The 18,028-nt window shown below is 64.3% G+C and carries 18 protein-coding genes; 9 read left to right on the top strand and 9 right to left on the bottom strand.

The annotated features are described in order from the left end of the window. Positions 1-152 precede the first annotated feature (152 nt). Entirely contained in the window at positions 153-614 is a 462-nt protein-coding gene (rirA, locus tag FJW10_RS02865) for an iron-responsive transcriptional regulator RirA (protein WP_140898202.1), read from the bottom strand. A 210-nt stretch (positions 615-824) separates the two neighbouring features. Here rirA and FJW10_RS02860 point away from each other — a divergent pair, with 210 nt between their 5' ends. From FJW10_RS02860 to FJW10_RS02850, 3 genes are all read left to right on the top strand, one after another. Beyond that, a complete protein-coding gene (locus tag FJW10_RS02860; protein WP_140898200.1) occupies positions 825-2,120 on the top strand; it encodes a DUF445 domain-containing protein in 1,296 nt (431 codons plus the stop codon). Between the two features lie 65 nt (positions 2,121-2,185). Next, complete coding sequence (gene phaP / locus FJW10_RS02855; protein WP_140830831.1) at positions 2,186-2,614, top strand: TIGR01841 family phasin; 429 nt, start codon at positions 2,186-2,188, stop codon at positions 2,612-2,614. Between the two features lie 180 nt (positions 2,615-2,794). Next, positions 2,795-3,286 carry a MaoC family dehydratase gene (locus FJW10_RS02850; protein WP_140830830.1) on the top strand — a complete coding sequence of 164 codons (492 nt, stop codon included), beginning with the start codon at positions 2,795-2,797 and terminating at the stop codon, positions 3,284-3,286. 226 nt (positions 3,287-3,512) lie between these two features. On the opposite strand, the gene cml is transcribed toward FJW10_RS02850, so the two are convergent. Together cml and FJW10_RS02840 are read right to left on the bottom strand one after the other, a co-directional pair. Continuing rightward, positions 3,513-4,706, bottom strand: coding sequence for a CmlA/FloR family chloramphenicol efflux MFS transporter (cml, locus tag FJW10_RS02845; protein WP_140898198.1), 1,194 nt, complete (start codon positions 4,704-4,706; stop codon positions 3,513-3,515). A gap of 290 nt (positions 4,707-4,996) precedes the next feature. Then, positions 4,997-6,418: a PLP-dependent aminotransferase family protein gene (locus FJW10_RS02840; protein ID WP_140898195.1), complete on the bottom strand. Its 1,422-nt coding sequence runs from the start codon at positions 6,416-6,418 to the stop codon at positions 4,997-4,999. A 101-nt stretch (positions 6,419-6,519) separates the two neighbouring features. Here FJW10_RS02840 and FJW10_RS02835 point away from each other — a divergent pair, with 101 nt between their 5' ends. Beyond that, positions 6,520-7,383 (top strand): DMT family transporter, encoded by an 864-nt coding sequence (locus tag FJW10_RS02835; protein WP_140898193.1) that lies wholly within the window; start codon positions 6,520-6,522, stop codon positions 7,381-7,383. A gap of 66 nt (positions 7,384-7,449) precedes the next feature. Here FJW10_RS02835 and FJW10_RS02830 read toward each other — a convergent pair whose 3' ends face one another. The 4 genes from FJW10_RS02830 to FJW10_RS02815 form a co-directional block, all read right to left on the bottom strand. Then, positions 7,450-8,490, bottom strand: a complete 1,041-nt coding sequence (locus FJW10_RS02830; RefSeq protein WP_140898191.1) for a zinc-dependent alcohol dehydrogenase family protein — start codon at positions 8,488-8,490, stop codon at positions 7,450-7,452. A 171-nt stretch (positions 8,491-8,661) separates the two neighbouring features. Then, on the bottom strand, positions 8,662-9,135 hold the full coding sequence (locus FJW10_RS02825; protein WP_140898189.1) for a DUF4262 domain-containing protein: 474 nt from the start codon (positions 9,133-9,135) through the stop codon (positions 8,662-8,664). Continuing rightward, positions 9,125-9,775: a maleylacetoacetate isomerase gene (gene maiA / locus FJW10_RS02820; protein ID WP_140898186.1), complete on the bottom strand. Its 651-nt coding sequence runs from the start codon at positions 9,773-9,775 to the stop codon at positions 9,125-9,127. The genes FJW10_RS02825 and maiA overlap by 11 nt, the downstream gene beginning before the upstream one ends. Next, entirely contained in the window at positions 9,772-10,470 is a 699-nt protein-coding gene (locus FJW10_RS02815) for a fumarylacetoacetate hydrolase family protein (protein WP_140898184.1), read from the bottom strand. The genes maiA and FJW10_RS02815 overlap by 4 nt, the downstream gene beginning before the upstream one ends. 205 nt (positions 10,471-10,675) lie before the next feature. On the opposite strand from FJW10_RS02815, the gene FJW10_RS02810 reads away from it, so the two are divergent. Beyond that, on the top strand, positions 10,676-11,359 hold the full coding sequence (locus FJW10_RS02810) for a response regulator transcription factor (RefSeq protein ID WP_040981753.1): 684 nt from the start codon (positions 10,676-10,678) through the stop codon (positions 11,357-11,359). Between the two features lie 11 nt (positions 11,360-11,370). Here FJW10_RS02810 and FJW10_RS02805 read toward each other — a convergent pair whose 3' ends face one another. Together FJW10_RS02805 and FJW10_RS02800 are read right to left on the bottom strand one after the other, a co-directional pair. Continuing rightward, the gene (locus FJW10_RS02805; protein ID WP_140830814.1) at positions 11,371-12,708 is read right to left on the bottom strand and encodes a hybrid sensor histidine kinase/response regulator; all 1,338 of its coding nucleotides are present in this window, start codon (positions 12,706-12,708) and stop codon (positions 11,371-11,373) included. Between the two features lie 4 nt (positions 12,709-12,712). Continuing rightward, positions 12,713-13,708, bottom strand: coding sequence for an FIST N-terminal domain-containing protein (locus tag FJW10_RS02800; protein ID WP_246674093.1), 996 nt, complete (start codon positions 13,706-13,708; stop codon positions 12,713-12,715). Between FJW10_RS02800 and FJW10_RS30680 the strand changes: the two genes are divergently transcribed. The 4 genes from FJW10_RS30680 to FJW10_RS02785 all read left to right on the top strand — a co-directional run bounded on the left by FJW10_RS30680 (position 13,697) and on the right by FJW10_RS02785 (position 17,931). Continuing rightward, on the top strand, positions 13,697-14,143 hold the full coding sequence (locus FJW10_RS30680) for a hypothetical protein (protein ID WP_246674089.1): 447 nt from the start codon (positions 13,697-13,699) through the stop codon (positions 14,141-14,143). The genes FJW10_RS02800 and FJW10_RS30680 overlap by 12 nt on opposite strands. A 16-nt stretch (positions 14,144-14,159) precedes the next feature. Further along, positions 14,160-14,660 (top strand): (2Fe-2S)-binding protein, encoded by a 501-nt coding sequence (locus FJW10_RS02795; RefSeq protein WP_140898180.1) that lies wholly within the window; start codon positions 14,160-14,162, stop codon positions 14,658-14,660. Positions 14,661-14,772: 112 nt separating this feature from the next. Then, entirely contained in the window at positions 14,773-17,121 is a 2,349-nt protein-coding gene (locus tag FJW10_RS02790) for a xanthine dehydrogenase family protein molybdopterin-binding subunit (RefSeq protein WP_140898178.1), read from the top strand. Positions 17,122-17,133: 12 nt separating this feature from the next. Continuing rightward, positions 17,134-17,931 carry a xanthine dehydrogenase family protein subunit M gene (locus FJW10_RS02785; protein WP_140898176.1) on the top strand — a complete coding sequence of 266 codons (798 nt, stop codon included), beginning with the start codon at positions 17,134-17,136 and terminating at the stop codon, positions 17,929-17,931. Positions 17,932-18,028 lie beyond the last annotated feature (97 nt).

Below are 18,028 nucleotides of genomic sequence, written 5' to 3'. Positions count from 1 at the left end.
GATCCTCGGGTCTGCGCTGCGCCGCTTCGCTCCTTGCTCCGCCCTAGAATGACGAAGTCATGGGCGGCGCCCCACCCGGGAAGTCATGGGCGGCGTCGCACCAGGGAAGGCGTGGGGTGGCAGCCCTCGAGAATCAAGCCGCCAAGGCCCGATCACGCCGCCGGGGCGCGCCGCTCCAGAAGGTCGATGCCGAGCAGATGCCGGACATTCGGCCGCGCCGCGACGAGATCTGCGATCGTGTAGCGTGAAAGCACGGCGAAGAAGGCGTTGAGCGCCTCGCGCAGTGCCGAATTCAGGGCGCAGCTGTCGACCAGCGGGCATTCGGCGGCGTCGTTCTCGAAGCACTCGGCCATGGCGAAGCTCTCTTCGGTGACGCGCACGACATCGAACAGGTTGATCTGTTCGGCCGGACGGCCGAGCCGCACGCCGCCATTCCTGCCACGCACGGTTTCGACCAAGCGGGCCTCGACCAGCGGCTGCAGGATCTTGAACAGGAACAGTTCCGACACCGAATAAGCGGCGGCGATCTCGGGGATGCGGCTCAGCCTGTCGGTGTTTGCGGCGCAATACATCAGGATGCGCATCGCATAGTTGGTCTGGCGCGTGAGCCGCATGGTATCCTCGCGAAATATTAGCTTGAGCCGAATATGGCCCATAGTTTGGAACAATTCCAGACTGGACCGGGTACATAGCTGAATAATCGCGTCAACTTTTTGTGCAAGCTGGCGCGGATAGTCGCCGGATATCGCTCCTGCGCTTCGAGCGAGCGTTTTGGCAGCGCAGCCACTAGATAGATGCGGGTGCAAACAGGAAACGGCCTTTCCATGTCACAGTCAGCTCCGGCTTTCGCGCCGGTTCGATTCGACGCCGATGCCAAGGCGAAGCTATCGGCGTTGCGGCGGACCAAGTTCATCGCCGCCGCAGCGCTCACGCTGTGCATCCTCGTCTTCGCGCTCGCCAAGTCCTTCGAGGGCAGCCATCCGTGGCTCGGCTTCGTCGCGGCCTTTGCCGAGGCGGCGACGATCGGCGGGCTCGCCGACTGGTATGCGGTGGTGGCGCTGTTCAGACGGCCGCTCGGGCTGCCGATCCCGCATACGGCCATCATTCCGGAAAACCAGCATCGGATCGCCGACAATCTCGGCCGCTTCATCGAGGCCAATTTCCTGGCGCCGGAGCCGGTGCGCGAAAAGCTCGCCGAGGTCGACTTCGCCGCCCTGGTCGCCGACTGGCTGGCCGATGCCGAGCGCGCAGCCGGCCTGTCGCGATTCGTCGCGCGGCTGGTGCCGCAGACATTGACGGCGGTAGAGCAATCCGGCCTGCGCGACTTCGTCACCAGCCGCATGCTGGAGCAGATCGAAAAGGTGCCGCTGGCGCCGCTCGCGGCGGATCTTTTGTCGGCGCTGACCGACGATCGCCGCCACCAGAAGCTGTTCGACGAGTTCACCCGGGTCGTCGGGCGTTTCCTCAACGACGAACAGGCGCTCGAGACGATGCGCGAAAAGATCCGCGAGGAGTTGCCGTCGCTGTTCAACCTGTTCCGCGCCGATGCCTATCTCTTGAAGAAGATCGTCGCTTCGGCGGGCTCCCTGCTCGATGAGGTACGAGCCGATCCCGATCATCCGATGCGCGCCGAATTCGATCGTTTCGCGCTCGGCTTCATCGAGCGGCTCAGGACCTCGAAGCAATATGCAAGGCGCGCGGAGAAGCTGAAGCGCGATTTTCTCGGCCGTCCGGAGGTGAAGGCGCTGGCCGGCGATGCGTGGACAAGCCTGCGCCTGTTCATCGAGCAGGATATCAATGCGCCGAATTCGACGATCCGCGCGCACCTCGCCAACATGTTCGTCGAGGTCGGCAGGCATCTGGCCGACGACGCCCAGATCAGGGCCGACATGAACCAGGGCTTTGTCGTGGCGCTGGCTTCATTCGTGGAAAGCCAGAAGAGCGGCGTGTCGACATTCATCGCCGACCAGGTCAAGCGCTGGGACCTGACGCAACTGACACGGCTGATCGAGACGAACATTGGCAAGGACCTGCAATATATCCGTTTCAACGGCATGATCATCGGCGGGCTTGCCGGGCTGGCGCTCTATACGGCGGAGCGGCTGTTTCTCGTCAATTGACGCTGGCCCAAGGCGCACTATTCTCCTTCGGGGACGCCGCAAACGTGGCAAAACGGGAGGCAAGCATGGCAAAACAACCGGAATCCGACTCGTTCCTCGACATGTTCAGCAGGTTCGGCCGCGACCTCAAGCTGCCGAATGTCGATGTCCAGGCGATCCTGGATCATCATCGCAAGAATCTCGAAGCCCTGGAAAAATCGGCAAGGGCGGGCGCGGCAGGGGCATCCTCGGTGCTGGCGAGGCAGCATGAGATGGTGCAGAATGCCATGCACGAGATCACGCGGATGGCGCAGAACTACCAGACGCCCGGCAATCCGCAGGACCTCATGACCAAGCAGGCTGAATTTGCCCGCAGGTCGTTCGAGACGACGCTGAAGAATGCCAGCGAAGTGGCTGGCCTTGTGCGCAAATCCAGCACCGAATCGGTCGAGATACTGCGCGAGCGGATCAGGGATGCGATGGCGGAGATCCGCGCCGGTTACGAAAAGAAATAGCCTATCCGGCGGTTTCGGACCCACCATCGACCGATATGCGATGCAACCGGTCCAGTCGCCCGAGCGTTCTCGGCATGCCGTAAAAGCATCAACTCTACCGGCGAAAATCGCGGGGCGGCGAATTGACAGAGGCCGCCGCTTCATGGTCGGGAGACAGGCAAGTGTGATGGGAAAGCCGGAATGACGGAAGCACGGCCGAGAACGCCGCCGACCTTCGAACAGTTGCGCACGATGTCCGGGCAGGAACTCGGCGTGTCCGACTGGACGACGGTCGACCAGCAGCGCATCGACCAGTTCGCCGAATGCACGGGCGACCATCAGTGGATCCATGTCGACCCCGAAAGGGCGAAACGGCAGAGCCCGTTCCGCACCACGATCGCGCATGGTTACCTGACTTTGTCGATCATCGGCGCGCTGGCGCTGGAGATGGGCATCGTGCCGGAGAACACCCAGGCCGCCTTCAACTACGGCTTCGACAAGGTGCGCTTCCTGGCGCCGGTCAAAGCCGGCGCGCGCATCAGGCTGCGCACCACGCTGCTTTCGATGGAGGACCGCGGTCCCGGCCAGTATCTGATGAAGGCGGCCAACACCGTCGAGATCGAAGGCGAGCAGAAGCCGGCGCTGACGGCCGAAACGCTGGTGATGATGTACGAGCGCCGCAAGCGGGCCTAAGGTCTGCCGATATTCAGGTGGGGTCGGCCTGCGAACGGTGGCGCCCAGCGCCTCAGGTGCTCACGTACTTGAAGTACGCTCCGATCCGGCCTTCGCCGGCCGTAGCCTTCATTGAGCGGAGACACTTATGAGGACTTCGGCCGGCGTAGGCCGGTTCTCGGAAGCCACCATCCTCGGCTCGGCCTGACCTGAATCTCGACAGACCCTGGGATGCCGATCGCTTCCTTCAGGTCAATTTCGGCCTAAACTGCCCCAATGCAAACAGTGTCGCTAGCGCGAAGCTCGCGGCAAAGCCCGCCAGCGGCCATGCCGTATCGCCACCCAACAAGAAGATGAACAGTGTTCCCGCCGTCGCGACGATCACGCTCTGCGCGCAGAAATAAAGCGCGACCGCTGTCCCTGCTGCTTCGCCGAACGGCGCCAGGGCGCCGTTGGCGGTGACTGAAGCGGTCAGCACAATGCCGATGGCGATGACCCACATCGGCATGACGAAGCTCGCGAAGGATGGCTCGGCGAACAACTGTCCTATGGCCAGCAGGGCAGCACCCAGGAGCAGCATCGCCATGCCGCGCCTGACGCTGCCTTCGATGCCCCAGCGCGCGACGAAGCTTTTGGCGAAGCGGGTGGCGGCGATCATCACCAGTGCCGCGCTGGCGAAGGCCAGGCTGAAGCCGATCTGGGAAAAGCCGGCCTTGCCGATGAGCACCCTGGGCGCCGTCGAAAAGAACACGAAGAACGAGCCCATGGCGGTGGCGAAGGCCAGCGTGTAGGTCCAGAAGCCGAAGCTGCGCAGGATCGGCCCGAAACCAGCCCGGGCAGGGCAATGGGTCAGCGGGCGCGTTTCGCGCCATCTTGGCCAGGCGTTGAGCGTGGCGGCGACGGCAAGAATGCCGAGGGCGACGAAGATCGCCCGCCAGCCGAAACCATTGGCGATCAAAGCCCCGGCGATCGGTCCCAGCGCCGGCACGAAGGACAGCAGCGAGCCGAGCGTGCCATAGATGACGGCGCCTTCCGGCCTTTGCGCATAGACGTCGCGGACAGTGGCGAAGACAGCGACCAGCATGGCCGAGGCACCGAGTGCCTGCGCGATGCGAAGGGCAAGGAAGACCGGTGCAAGCGACGTGACGGCGAGCAGGAAGGAGGTGGCCGCGAACGACAGGGCGCCGCCGATCAGCACCGGGCGCCGACCGATCCTGTCGGAGATCGGTCCGAAAGCAAGTTGGCCGAGCCCCAGACAGATCATGTAGAGGCTGAGCGTCAGCTGCACCACGGCCGTCGAGGTGCCGAGCGCGCCCGGCATGATCGGCACTACGGGCAAGTAGATATCCATGGCGAGGGAGGCCAGGACGTCGAAGGGAGACAAAAGCAGCAAGGCTGCTGGCATGGACAAGGTCCATGTCGGCTGGTTCGGAGAAGACATGAGGAGAGTTCCGCTCAAATGGTGACATTCGGCGGCGATCTGCCTGAGTCTTTTCTGAAGCAATTCCGGACGGAAGGCGAAGGACCGAGCCCAACCACTTTACACTTTTCCTGGAATTGCTCACGGACGGGACAGACTGCCGCAACAACGAAGCGCTGTTGCGGCTTACTTGTCTGCTGACTTGCTGGATCCCATGGCCATCGGTCCCGGTGACGATGCGCATGCCGGCTGGCATGCGTGCTCGCGGTTTCACTACCAGCCGAAGACCGCTCGGGCAACCGACGTCGCGCTTATGCCGCCTTGCGGCGGGATGCGGCGACCGCTCTTTCCAGGGCGGTGAAAATCCGCTCATCCCCGCACTGGGCCACGTTGAAGCGCATGAAGCGGCCGGCGGTGTGCGACAGGCTGAAGGCGTTGCCGGGCGCCAGCACGACATTGTCCGAAAGCGCATGGCGGGCAACGTCGGCGGCGTCGATGCCGTCGGGCAGCCGGCACCAGAGGAACATGCCGGCAGGCTGGTCGATCCAGGGCGTGATGCCCATCGCCTTCAGCCTGCCGGCCGTCTCGGCCATGGCGCGCGACAGGCGGGTGCGCAACTGCTCGACATGTTTGCGGTAGCTGCCGTCCTTCAACAGGCTCAGCACCAGTTCCGAGGACAGCCGGGTGCCGCCGAATGTCGTGGCGATCTTGAGATCGGTGAGGCCCTCCATCCAGTCGCGGGGCGCGGCGATGAAACCGCAGCGCACGGAAGCCGACAACGTCTTGGAAAAGGAGCCGATCTGGACGACGCGCTGCAGCCCGTCGAAGGCAGCAAGCCTTGGCGCGGGACTGTGCTCGAAGTCGGCGAAGATATCGTCCTCGACGATGGTGAGGTCCGCCTGGTCGGCGAGTTTCAGGAGCCGATGCGCGGCGACCGGCGACAGGATCGCGCCGGTCGGATTGTGGATGCCGGAATTGGTGATGTAGAGGCGCGGCCGGTGCTCAGTCAGTGCTTCGGCGAAGTGCTCGATATCCGGCCCCGAAGGTGTGTACGGCACGCCGATCACCTTGGCCTGATGGGCGCGCAACAGGGCGTGGAAGTTGAAATAGCAGGGGTCGTCGACCAGCACCGCGTCGCCGGGCTCGAGCAGGAAACGGCACAGAAGGTCGATCGACTGGGTGCCGCAATCGGTCAGCATGATCTGGTCGGGCGAGGCTTCGACGCCGTGCTCGGCCATGCGCCGCGCCAGCAACTGGCGAAGCGGCGGCAGGCCAAGCGGGGTGCCGTAGTCCGCAAGCGCCACGTCGTCCGCACGGGCCGCGGTCCTCAGTGCCCGGCGCAAGGCGGCCTGCGGCATCCAGGACGCGGGCAGCCAGCCGCAGCCGGGCTTCAGCATCTCCTCGCCCGCTTCCAGCGATTGCCTCGACACCCAGAGCGGATCGACGGTCCGGTCGAGCTTGGGACCGATCTCAGCAAGCGACAGCGGCGCGAGCTGGCCGGCGGCGTAGAAACCCGAGCCCGGCCGCGAACGGATCGCGCCTTCCGCCGCAAGCCGCTCATAGGCTTCGACCACCGTTGATTTCGACACTTGCAAGGATTTGGCGAGAGCCCGGATCGACGGCAGGCGCGCGCCGGGCGTCAGCGTGCGTGCCGCGATGCGATGGCGGATCGTCGCCATCACGCTTTCGACGCGCGTGCGCGAGCCGTCATTTTCAAGAGCGAGATCTGTCATCCGTACTGCCCGAACTACCATTACAGTTTCGTGGAATTGTACCCCATTGTCTCTGGTAATGCCATGACCTGCCTCGTACGGAAGCGCAAACGGAGCAGATGATGGACAAGAGTTTTGACGGCTGGCTCAGCGGCTTCATCGGGGTGCTGATCTTCAGCGGGTCGCTGCCGGCGACGCGGGTGGCGGTGATGGATTTCGACCCGACCTTCCTGACGGCGGCCAGGGCGGCAATCGCTGGTCTGCTCGGGATTGCGATGCTGCTGCTGTTCCGCGAGAGACGTCCGGAGCGCAGCGACCTGATCTCGCTCGTCGTCGTCGCGCTGGGCGTCGTGGTCGGCTTCCCGTTGCTGACGGCGCTGGCGCTGAAGCATGTCACCTCGGCGCATTCGATCATCTTTGTCGGCCTGCTGCCGCTGGCGACCGCGATCTTCGGCGTGCTTCGCGGAGGCGACCGTCCGCGCCCGGCCTTCTGGCTGTTCTCGTGCCTAGGCAGCGCTTTGGTCGCGAGCTTTGCCCTGTCGCAAGGCTTGACTGCCTCGCCGGTCGGCGACGGCCTGATGCTCGGCGCCATCATCGTCTGCGGGCTGGGCTACGCCGAAGGGGCCAAGCTGTCGCGCAAGCTCGGCGGCTGGCAGGTGATATGCTGGGCGCTGGCGCTGTCGCTGCCGGTCATGCTGGCGCTGAGCTTTTTGACGCTGCCGCCGTCCTTCGCCGGCATCGGCTCCGGCGCCTGGATCGGCCTCGCCTATGTCTCGCTGTTCAGCATGCTGATCGGCTTCGTGTTCTGGTATCGCGGCCTCGCGCAAGGCGGCATCGCCGCAGTCGGACAGCTGCAATTGCTGCAGCCCTTCTTCGGCCTGGCGCTGGCGGCGAGCCTGCTGCACGAGAAGGTCAGCCCGATGATGGTGGTCGTCACGCTCGGCGTTGTGGCCTGTGTGTTCGGCGCGAAGAAGTTCGCGCGGTAGGCGCCTAGTGATTTGTTTTGACGCAATTCCGGACGGAAAACCGTTTCCTACTTTTCCTGGAATTGCTCAGAACTTCGTCACCACCCCGATGCCGATGCCCTCGAAACCGCCCATCGCCATCAGGGCCGCGGGCGCTTCCTCGAGGCTGATCTTCTTGCCGACCAGCAGTTCGGGTTTCAGCTTGCCGGTGCGGATCATCTCCATCATCGCGGAGTAGCGATAGGCCTGCATGCCGTGGCTGCCGAGGATTTCGAGCTCGAAGGCGATCACCTTGTCCATCGGCACCTGCGGCCGGGCGTGCTCGCCTAGCATCAGGCCGACCTGAACGTGGCGGCCGCGCCGGCGCAGATTGGCGATCGAGTTGAAGGACGTGGTCGGGTGTCCCAGCGCGTCCATCGACATATGCGCGCCGCCATTGGTGATCTGCTTGACCGCCTTGACCACGTTCGGCGTCGTCGCGGCGTTGATCGTCGCCACCGCGCCGATCTTCTCCGCAAATTCCAGTTTCTCGTCGGTGAGGTCGATGGCGATCACATTGGCGCCCATGGCGCTGGCGATCATGATCGCCGACAGGCCGACGCCGCCGCAGCCATGCACCGCCACCCATTCGCCGGGCGTAACCCGGCCCTGGTCGACGATGGCCCGGAACGAAGTGACGAAGCGGCAGCCGAGGCTGGCGGCGGTAGCGAATTCCATCTCTTCCGGCAGGCGCACGAGATTGGTGTCGGCGTGCTCGATGCCGACATATTCGGCGAACGAGCCCCAGGCGTTGAAGCCCGGCTGGGATTGATGCTCGCAGACCTGATGGTTGCCCGACGTGCATTCGAAACAGCGGCCGCAGCCGACCGCGAAGGGGACCGTGACACGGTCGCCGGCCTTCCAGCGGCTGACCTGCTTGCCGGCGGCGACGACGACGCCCGCCAACTCGTGTCCGGGAACATGCGGCAGCGTGATGCCGTCGTCATGGCCCATCCAGCCATGCCAGTCGCTGCGGCAAAGACCGGTCGCCTCGACCTTGATGACCACCCCGTCCGCGGCCGGCTTCGGATCGGGCACGGTCTGGATCGTCGGCGCCTCGCCGAATTTCTCGAAGACGACGGCTTTCATCGGCAACTCCCACCGTTGGTGCGTTTTGAGTTGACGATAGCCGATTCCACCGCTGGTCGGCCGGAAATCGATTCTGCCAGGGCCGCGACTGGCGGACTGATCAGTTACTCCGGTTGCTGGCGGAAGTCGGCGCTGGCGTTCTGGGCCGCGACGGTGAGGGTAGGGCGCTAGTTATGGCGGCGGAGTATCGAGCAGCGGCTGCCGTTCGCGAAACCATTCATCAGCCTCGACATCCCACGGCCAAATCCCGGAAGTTGTCGGAAAGATAAGCTGCACGATCCGGAAATCCGGCCCGTCGTAGAACCATATGTCCCAACCGAAATATTCCGGGTAGTGATCGGGATGGACCGCACCGAACTGACAATCGAAGCCTCCTCCCAGGAAACCCGACGCCCGCGCACCGACGCTGAACCTCTCGCCGCCGCGCACGCGTCTGCAGTACTCGTTGATGATGGTTAGCGAAAGGTCCGGCTTGTGCCCGATAACGACCAATTCAGGGACGCCAAAATTGTGCTCTATCCCGACCGAGTATGCGAATGGCGGATGCTCGTCCTCCTCCAGCACATAGAGAATGTGGCAGCCGTACTCTTCGATGTCGGCGAGTGCCTTGGCCTCCTCGGCGTCTTTGGCTTCCCTACTCGGCATCGATCTGATTCTGCGGCGCAGCCTTCTGGAACGCCGGCAGCGCCATGCAGGCGGCGTTGATGCGCGCGATCACCGGATAGGGCGCCATGTCGACGCCGAAACGTGCATTGTTGGTCACCTGGGCGGCGAGGCAGATGTCGGCCAGGCCCGGCGTGTCGCCATGGCAGAACGCGCCGGTCTCGGGCGACGAAGCCAGAATCTTCTCAAGCGGCTGGAAACCTTCATTCACCCAATGCCGGAACCAGTTGACGACGTCCTCGTCGCCGGCGCCGAACAAGGTGCGCAGCGAGGTCAGCACGCGCAGATTGTTCACGGGATGGATGTCGCAGGCGATCATCTGCGCCAGCATCCGCACCCGCGCCCGGCCCAGCGCATCCTTCGGCAGCAGCGGCGGTTCGGGCCGGATCTCGTCGAGATATTCGATGATCGCCAGCGACTGGGTCAAAAGCTTGCCGCCGTCGAGCACCAGCGCCGGCACCAGTCCTTGCGGGTTCACAGCGAGATAAGCGGGCTCGAGATGTTCGCCGTGGCGCAGGTGGTGCGGCACATAGGTGTAGTCCAGTCCCTTCATCTCCAGCGCAATCCGCACCCGGTAGGAGGTGGAGGAGCGGTAGTAGTTGTGAAGGACGAGGTCGCTCATCGCCTCGGCTGCCCGATGGTCACCGTGATCTCGCCGATGCCGTCGACGCCGCCGGTGATCCTGTCGCCGGCCTGGACCGCTCCGACGCCGGCCGGCGTGCCGGTGAAGATCAGGTCGCCGGGCCGAAGCTCGACCGCTTCGCTGCAAATCGAGACCATATCGGCGATCGGCCAGATCAGCTCGGCAAGGTCGCCGTCCTGTTTCACCGCGCCGTTGACGGCAAGCCAGATGCGGCCTTTTTCCAGATGTCCTGATTTCGCGGCCGGAACCAGCGGGCCGCAAGGCGCCGACTGGTCGAACGCCTTCGACCAATCCCAGGGACGCGCCGCCTTCTTTGCCTGATCCTGCAGGTCGCGGCGGGTGAGGTCGACGCCGACGCCATAGCCCCAGACATGGGCGAGCGCATCGGCGCGCGGAATGCGGAAGCCGGCCTTGCCGATGGCGACTACCAATTCGATCTCGTGGTGCAGGTTCGAGGTCAGCGGCGGGTAGGGGATCTCGGCGCCGCTGTCGACCACCGCGTCGGCGGGCTTGGTGAAGAAGAAGGGCGGATCGCGCTCGTCATTGCCGAGCTCGCGCGCATGCGCGGCGTAATTGCGGCCGACGCAGAAGATGCGGCGCACGGCAAACCGCTCCGCCGAGCCTGCGACGGCAACCGAAGCAATCGCCGGTGGCGGAAGGACGAATTCTGGCATGATTTTTCTCTGTGCTGGCATGAATCGTTAGCACCTTCGGCCGATTTTGCCGGGCGGGCAAGTCTCGGGCGTCCCTGCACATCGGCCTGTCGTTTCAGTGACAATGCGCCGTACCATTGGGCGTGTACTATTTGCCAATAATCTGGCCATGATCACGGGACTATCCTGTGCCGGCTGAAACCGAACCGAAGCCTGAACCCGTGCAATGACCTCCGTCAGCGATCGCGCCCGCTTCCTGATCATCGACGACCACCCGCTGTTTCGCGAGGCGCTGCACAGCGCGGTGCAGATGGCCTATCCGGACGTCGACACGGTCGAGGCGCGCTCGATCGCGGAAGCGATCGAGCTTCTTGCCGACGCCAAGCCGTTCGACCTCGCGCTGCTCGATCTGAGCATGCCCGACGTGCATGGCTTCGAGGGCCTGCTGCAGCTGAGGACCCGTTATCCGCGGCTGCCGGTTGTGATCGTGTCGGGCTATGAGGAGCCGAAGATCATCTCCGAGGCGCTGTCCTACGGCGCCGCCGGCTTCATCCCGAAATCGGCCCGCAAGAGCGATCTCGCCGCCGCCATCCGCTCGGTGATGGATGGCGCGGTCTATGTGCCGGAAAATTACGAGGGCCAGCCGCCCGATCCCGACAGCACCGACCGCGCCGACATGGTGCAGCGCCTGGCCAGGCTGACGCCTCAGCAGCTCAGGGTGCTGCAGATGCTGCGCCAGGGCATGCTCAACAAGCAGATCGCCTACGAGCTGCAGGTGGGCGAGACCACGGTGAAGGCGCATGTCTCGGAGATTTTGCGCAAGCTCAACGTCTACAGCCGCACGCAAGCGGTGATCGAGGTGTCGAAGCTCGACAATGCGGAGCTGTTTCGCGACCAGGCCGGGTTTTGAGGGCGGCATTTCTAAGCCAACAAATGCGCCAGCAGCGCGCGCAATTGCGCCGGCTTCAGCGGTTTGCGCATCAGCTCTATGCCGGCGGCGCGGGCGGCCTTGGCGACGAACTCCGAGCCGTCGGCGGTGACGATCAGCGCCGGTACGGGGCGGCCGAGATAGTCGCGCACCTCGGCGATCGTCGCGGTGCCGAGGTCGCCGCCGTCGAGATGCTGGTCGGCGATGACTATGTCGGGCACCCAGGCGGTGTCGCCGAGCAGGTCGAGCGCGTCGTCGGTCGAGGTGGCGGCACGTACCTGGCACTGCCAGCGCTCGAGCAGCGAGGTCATGGCGGCGAGCACATCGGCGTCGTTCTCGACAAGCAGCACCTTGGTGCCGAACAGGCCGTAGCCGCGGGGGCGATCCATGTCGGCGCTGGCCGTCGCCGGTTCGGCCGGCGCCATGCCGATCGGTACGTCGATGTGGAAGATGGTGCCGCGTCCCACCTTCGAGGAAAAGGTTACCGGGTGGCCGAGCGCAGCCGCCATGCGGCGCACGATGGCAAGGCCGAGGCCAAGGCCGCCGGCAAGTCCGGCATCGGCAAGCGTCGCGGTGCCGCGGTGGAATTCCTCGAAGACCGCCTCGCGCTGGTCCTCGGCAATGCCGCAGCCGGTATCGGCGACGTCGATGCGGATGGTGTCGCCGCGATGCCTGGTGCCGACCAGCACGCCGCCGGAGCGGGTATAACGGAGCGCGTTGGAAAGGATGTTCTGCAGGATACGTCTAAGCAGTGTGCGGTCGGAGCGCACGACGACGTTGACCGGCCGGAATTTCAGCGACAGGCCTTTCTTTTCCGCTTCGGGAAGGAAGTCCGAGCGTAGCGAGGAAAACAGCGCCTCCAGGCCGACATCGCCTATTTCGGGCTGCACTACGCCGGCGTCGAGCTTGGAGATGTCGAGCAGCGTGCGCAACAGGTCTTCCATCGTCTCCAGCGAGCGCTCGACCTGGCGCACCAGCTTCCTGCCTTCGTCGCTGGTCTGGACCTCGGCCAACGCCGAGACCGAAAGATGCGCGGCGTTCAGCGGCTGCAGCACGTCGTGGCTGGCGGCGGCGAGGAACCTGGTCTTGGAGAGGTTCGCCAGTTCGGCGCTCTCCTTCGCCTCGCTGAGGTCGATGTTCGACTGTTCGAGCCGGCGCAGCGTCGCGTGCAGTTCCTCGGTGCGGTTGCGCACCCGGTTTTCCAGCGAGATGGCGGTCTGGAACAGCGAGAAGGCATTGCCTTGCTGGTCCATCGAACGCTCGACGCGGCTGACAAGGGCCGCGTTGATCTTCTTCAGCCGTTCGAGGTCGTTGATGTCGCGAAGCGGCATCTCGCTACTCGGCTGCCCGGCGCTCGCCGAAGGCGATGCCGGTAAAGGTCTGGTTGAGGTGCATCGAGCGGTACTGCTCGCCATAGGTGCCGAAGCCGACGACCTTGTTGGCCCGGTAGAGCTCCGAAATGTCACGGTAGACCTGGCGGTTGCGCGCATCGAGCCGGCGCAGCACGCAGTCGAAGCCCAAGATCATGTCGATGCCGCCGAGCTTGCGTTCGGCGTCCTGCAACGCGGCGCGCGTCGCTTCCACCATGTTCTTCGGCTGGGCTATGGACAGAACGACGCCGTCGTCGATGGCGCAGAAGAACGACAGCGAGCCGTCGACATGCATGCGCTGGATGGAGCGGCAGTAATATTCGCCGCCGACCTTCACCACGACCGGGTGCGAGGCGAAGCTCAGCGGCGTCAGCGTCTGCGGCACGATGCCGACGGAGGCGGCATATTCTTCCGCCGCGTTGGTGGCGTTGAATTCGCGCACGATGCGATGATCGGGGTCGGACGCCGTCACCACCAGCTTCTCGTCGGTCGGAATGAAATTGTCGGTCTTGAAGACGTGGAAAGGGATCTCGGTCGCGACCAGCACGATGATGGCGCTGTCGGAAGTGACCTTGCCGTTCGAGATCAGGCTGGTCGTCTCGAATTTCAGGTCGTCGCCCGCCGAGCCGCCGATCAGCGGGATGTCGTCAAGCCCCCAGTGGATGGCCGAGGTCACCGCTTCCTCGGCATAGGAAAGCCCGTCGATGAAGCAGAGGGCAAAGAAGCTCTTCGCCCGTTCCTGACCGGCGCGGCAGCGCAGCAGGCGCCGCAGTTCCACGACCTCGCCGGTGATCCCGTCCATGCCGGAGGAGGAAAGGTTTTCGACCATGGTGCTGACGGTCGAAAACGACGCCGACGGCAAAAGCAGGGCAAGGGCATGCCCTTCCTCCAGTCCCTGCGGCGTGATTTCGCCGGCGGTCGAGCAGCCGGCATAGGCGAGCGACGGCGCATGGACCTTCAGCGCTTGCGCAAGAGCCGCCGCGTCGACCAGGCTTTGGGAGAAGAACAGAAGCGCAAAGCCGGCGTCGACGGCTGCCGCTTCGGCCGCGATGGCTCGTGCAAAGGCATTCGGGTCGGGCTCATCCGTGGTGAGCGCCGAAAGGCCCGATGCATAGCGTGTGCTCGAACTGGCCAGCTGCCGTCCTCCGCAATTTCCTCCAACGCTGTTTTGTGCGTGTCTTTTTCTTGTGCGTGTCAGGCACGCTTCGCGTCGAAGGCATCTTTGCCTTCAATCCCGGTTTTGGCAATGGGGCCGGTTGCTGCGCTGCACATAGCCTTTGCCATGATCGAAAGTACAATGGAACCGGCGCTGGCAGCACTGTTTTGCCCGTTGTACGCTACCCGAATAACGCACTGCCGAAGCACAAGCGCGGCATTCGGCAATGACCAAGGTTGATACCCAGGGAGGTAGCATGTCGGACGTGTCGTTGACTGTGAACGGGAGGCGGGTCAGCGGGAACGCCGAGGACCGAACGCTTCTGGTGCATTTCCTCAGGGAACATCTCGGCCTCACCGGCACGCATGTCGGCTGCGATACCTCGCAGTGCGGCGCCTGCGTCGTGCATGTCGACGGCAGGGCGGTGAAATCCTGTTCCATGCTTGCAGTGCAGGCGTCCGGATCGACCATCGTCACCATCGAGGGGCTCGCCGACGGCGCCGAGCTGCATCCGGTGCAGGCCGCGTTCAAGGAGCATCACGGGCTGCAATGCGGCTTCTGCACGCCGGGCATGATCATGACGGCGACCGACCTGATCGCGCGCCATCCCGAGGGCCTTGACGAGGCGACGGTGCGCGCCGAGCTCGAAGGCAATATCTGCCGCTGCACGGGCTACCACAACATCGTCAAGGCGATCCTCGCCGCGTCGGAGACCATGGCGAAGGGCGCCAAGGGCAGGGCGAAACAGGCAGCTTAGGGAGTAGGCAGTAGGCAATAGGGAATAAGGCAAACGGCGATACGACCGGGAGCCCCTCACTACTGCCTAACCCCTACTGCCTATTCCCTTAATTCCGGAGGAATTTCCGCAAATGGGTATCGAAGGCGTCGGCGCCCGCGTGGCGCGCAAGGAAGACAAGAGGTTCATTACCGGCGGCGGCCGCTATGTCGACGACATGGTGGTTCCCGGCATGAAACATGCCGTGTTCGTGCGCAGTCCGCACGCGCATGCGCAGATCAAGAAGATCGATGTGAAAAAGGCGCAAGCGATGCCCGGCGTCGTCGGCGTGCTCACCGGCAAGGAGCTCAAGGCCGACGGGATCGGCAATCTGATCTGCGGCTGGATGATCCATTCCAAGGACGGCACGCCGATGAAGATGGGCGCATGGTCGCCTTTAGCCGTCGACAAGGTGCGCTATGTCGGAGATGCCGTGGTCATCGTCGTCGCCGACACCAAGGGCCAGGCGCGCGACGCGGCGGAAGCGGTCGAGATCACCTACAAGGAACTGAAGGCCGTGGTCGACGCGACGAAGGCCATTCAAGCCGGCGCGCCGCAGATCCACGCCGAGTCCGACAACAATCTGATCTTCGACTGGGAGCTTGGCGACGCCAAGGCGACCGACGCGGCGATCAAGTCGGCGGCCCATGTCACGCGCATGAAGATCGTCAACAATCGTCTCGTGCCCAACGCCATGGAGCCGCGCGCGGCGCTCGGCCATTACGACAAGGCCGAGGATCACTATACCTGCTGGACGACGTCGCAGAACCCGCATGTCGCGCGGCTGGTGATGAGCGCCTTCTACAACGTCGCCCCGGAGAACAAGCTCAGGGTCATCGCGCCGGATGTCGGCGGCGGCTTCGGCTCCAAGATCTACATCTATCCGGAAGAGATCGTCTGCCTCTGGGCATCGAAGAAGACCGGCGTTCCCGTCAAATGGGTCGCCGACCGCACCGAAAGCTTCCTTTCCGACGCGCATGGCCGCGACCATGTCTCGACGGTGGAGATGGCCTTCGACAAGGACAACCGCATCACCGGTCTGAAGGTCGACACGATAGCCAATCTCGGCGCCTACATGTCGCTGTTCTCGTCCTGCGTGCCGACCTATCTTTACGCCACGCTGTTGTCGGGCCAGTACAACATCCCGGCGATCCACGCCAATGTGCGCACCGTCTATACCAACACCGCGCCCGTCGATGCCTATCGCGGGGCAGGGCGGCCGGAGGCCACCTACGTGCTCGAGCGGATGATGGAAACCGCGGCGCGCGAGCTTGGCGTGCCGCCGGCGGAACTCAGACGCCGCAACTTCATCACGTCCTTCCCGCACCAGACTCCGGTGATCATGGCCTATGACGCGGGCGATTATAACGCTTCGCTCGATGCGGCGATGAAAGCCGCCGACTATGCCGGCTTCACCAAGCGCCGCGCCGACGCCGCCAAGCAGGGCAAGCTGCGCGGCATCGGCATGAGCTGCTACATCGAGGCCTGCGGCTTGGCGCCGTCGTCGGCGGTCGGCTCGCTCGGCGCCGGCGTCGGCCTCTGGGAATCGGCGGAGGTGCGCGTCAATGCCGTCGGCACGATCGAGGTGCTGACCGGCTCGCACAGCCATGGCCAGGGCCATGAGACGACCTTCGCGCAACTGGTCACCGAGCGCTTCGGCGTGCCGATCGACTCCGTCTCGATCGTGCATGGCGACACCGACAAGGTGCAGATGGGCATGGGCACCTATGGTTCGCGATCCGGCGCCGTCGGCATGTCGGCCATCGTCAAGGCCCTCGAGAAGGTCGAGGCCAAGGCCAAGAAGATCGCCGCGCACCTTCTCGAAGCGGACGAGGGCGACATCGTCATCGAGAATGGCGAGGTCAAGGTCGCGGGCACCGACAAGAGCCTGCCCTGGTTCCAGGTGGCGCTTGCCTCCTACACCGCCCACAACCTGCCGGCGGGCATGGAGCCCGGGCTGAAGGAAACGGCCTTCTACGATCCGTCCAACTTCACCTTCCCGGCCGGCTGCTACATCTGCGAGGTCGAGATCGATCCGGAAACCGGCGTGACGGAAATCATCCAGTTCGTCGCGGCGGACGATTTCGGCAACATCATCAATCCGATGATCGTCGAGGGGCAGGTGCATGGCGGCATCGCCCAGGGCGTGGGCCAGGCGTTGCTGGAAGGCACGCATTACGACTCAAGCGGCCAGCTTCTGACGGCAAGCTACATGGATTACACCATGCCGCGCGCGGGCGACCTGCCGTCCTTCAAGGTCTCGACCTCGAACACGCCATGCCCTGGCAATCCGCTCGGCGTCAAGGGCTGCGGCGAGGCCGGGGCCATCGGTTCGCCGCCGGCGGTCATCAACGCCATCACCGACGCGCTCGGCGTCGTCGATATCGCCATGCCGGCGTCGCCCGCGACGGTGTGGGCAACCATCCGCGCGACGAAGCACTGAGGAGGAACGAGCATGTATTCCGTCAACTACCATCGCGCTTCCTCCGTCGCCGACGCCGCCAGGCAACTCAAGAATGGCGACGCCAAGCTGCTCTCCGGCGGCATGACACTGATCCCCGCCATGAAGACGCGGCTCGCGGCGCCCTCGGACCTTGTCGACGTCTCGCGGTTGAAGGACCTGCAAGGCGTCAAGGTGTCCGGCAAGACGGTCACCATCGGCGCCGGGACGACGCATTACGACGTCTCCACCGACGACAAGCTGAAGAAAGCCTGCCCGGCGCTTGCGCATATGGCATCCCTGATCGGCGATCCGGCGGTACGCTATAAAGGCACGATCGGCGGCTCGATCGCCAACAACGATCCGGCCGCCGACTATCCGGCTGCGCTGCTGGCCCTGGACGCGACGATCGTCACCAACAAGCGCGAGATCGCGGCGGACAAATTCTTCAAGGGCCTGTTCGAGACGGCGCTGAAGGAAGGCGAGATCGTCACTGCGGTAAGCTTTACCGCTCCGGCCAAGGCGGCCTACCAGAAGTTCCGCAACCCGGCTTCGCGCTACGCCATCGTCGGCGTGTTCGTGACCAAGGGGAAGGATGGGGTGAGGGCGACGGTGACCGGCGCCGGCGAGGACGGCGTTTTCCGCTCCAAGGAAATCGAGGCGGCGCTGGCGAAGAATTTCGACGTCGCGGCGCTCGGCGGCCTCAAAGTGTCGGCAAAGGGGCTGATGAGCGATATCCATGCCTCCGCCGACTATCGCGCCAATCTGATCGCGGTGATGGCCAAGCGTGCCGTGGCCGCCGCCAACGCCTGAACGCTCTCAGCCTGGGTGAAGGAAAGGGGCCCTCGCGGCCCCTTTTTCTTTTGTATTCGCAACGACTTGGCGGGAATTACCTGAGTATCCGCGGTTT

Origin of the sequence: Mesorhizobium sp. B4-1-1 (genome assembly GCF_006439375.1) — a bacterium.
Lineage (GTDB): Bacteria > Pseudomonadota > Alphaproteobacteria > Rhizobiales > Rhizobiaceae > Mesorhizobium.
This window is presented reverse-complemented; position numbering and strand designations above follow the sequence as displayed.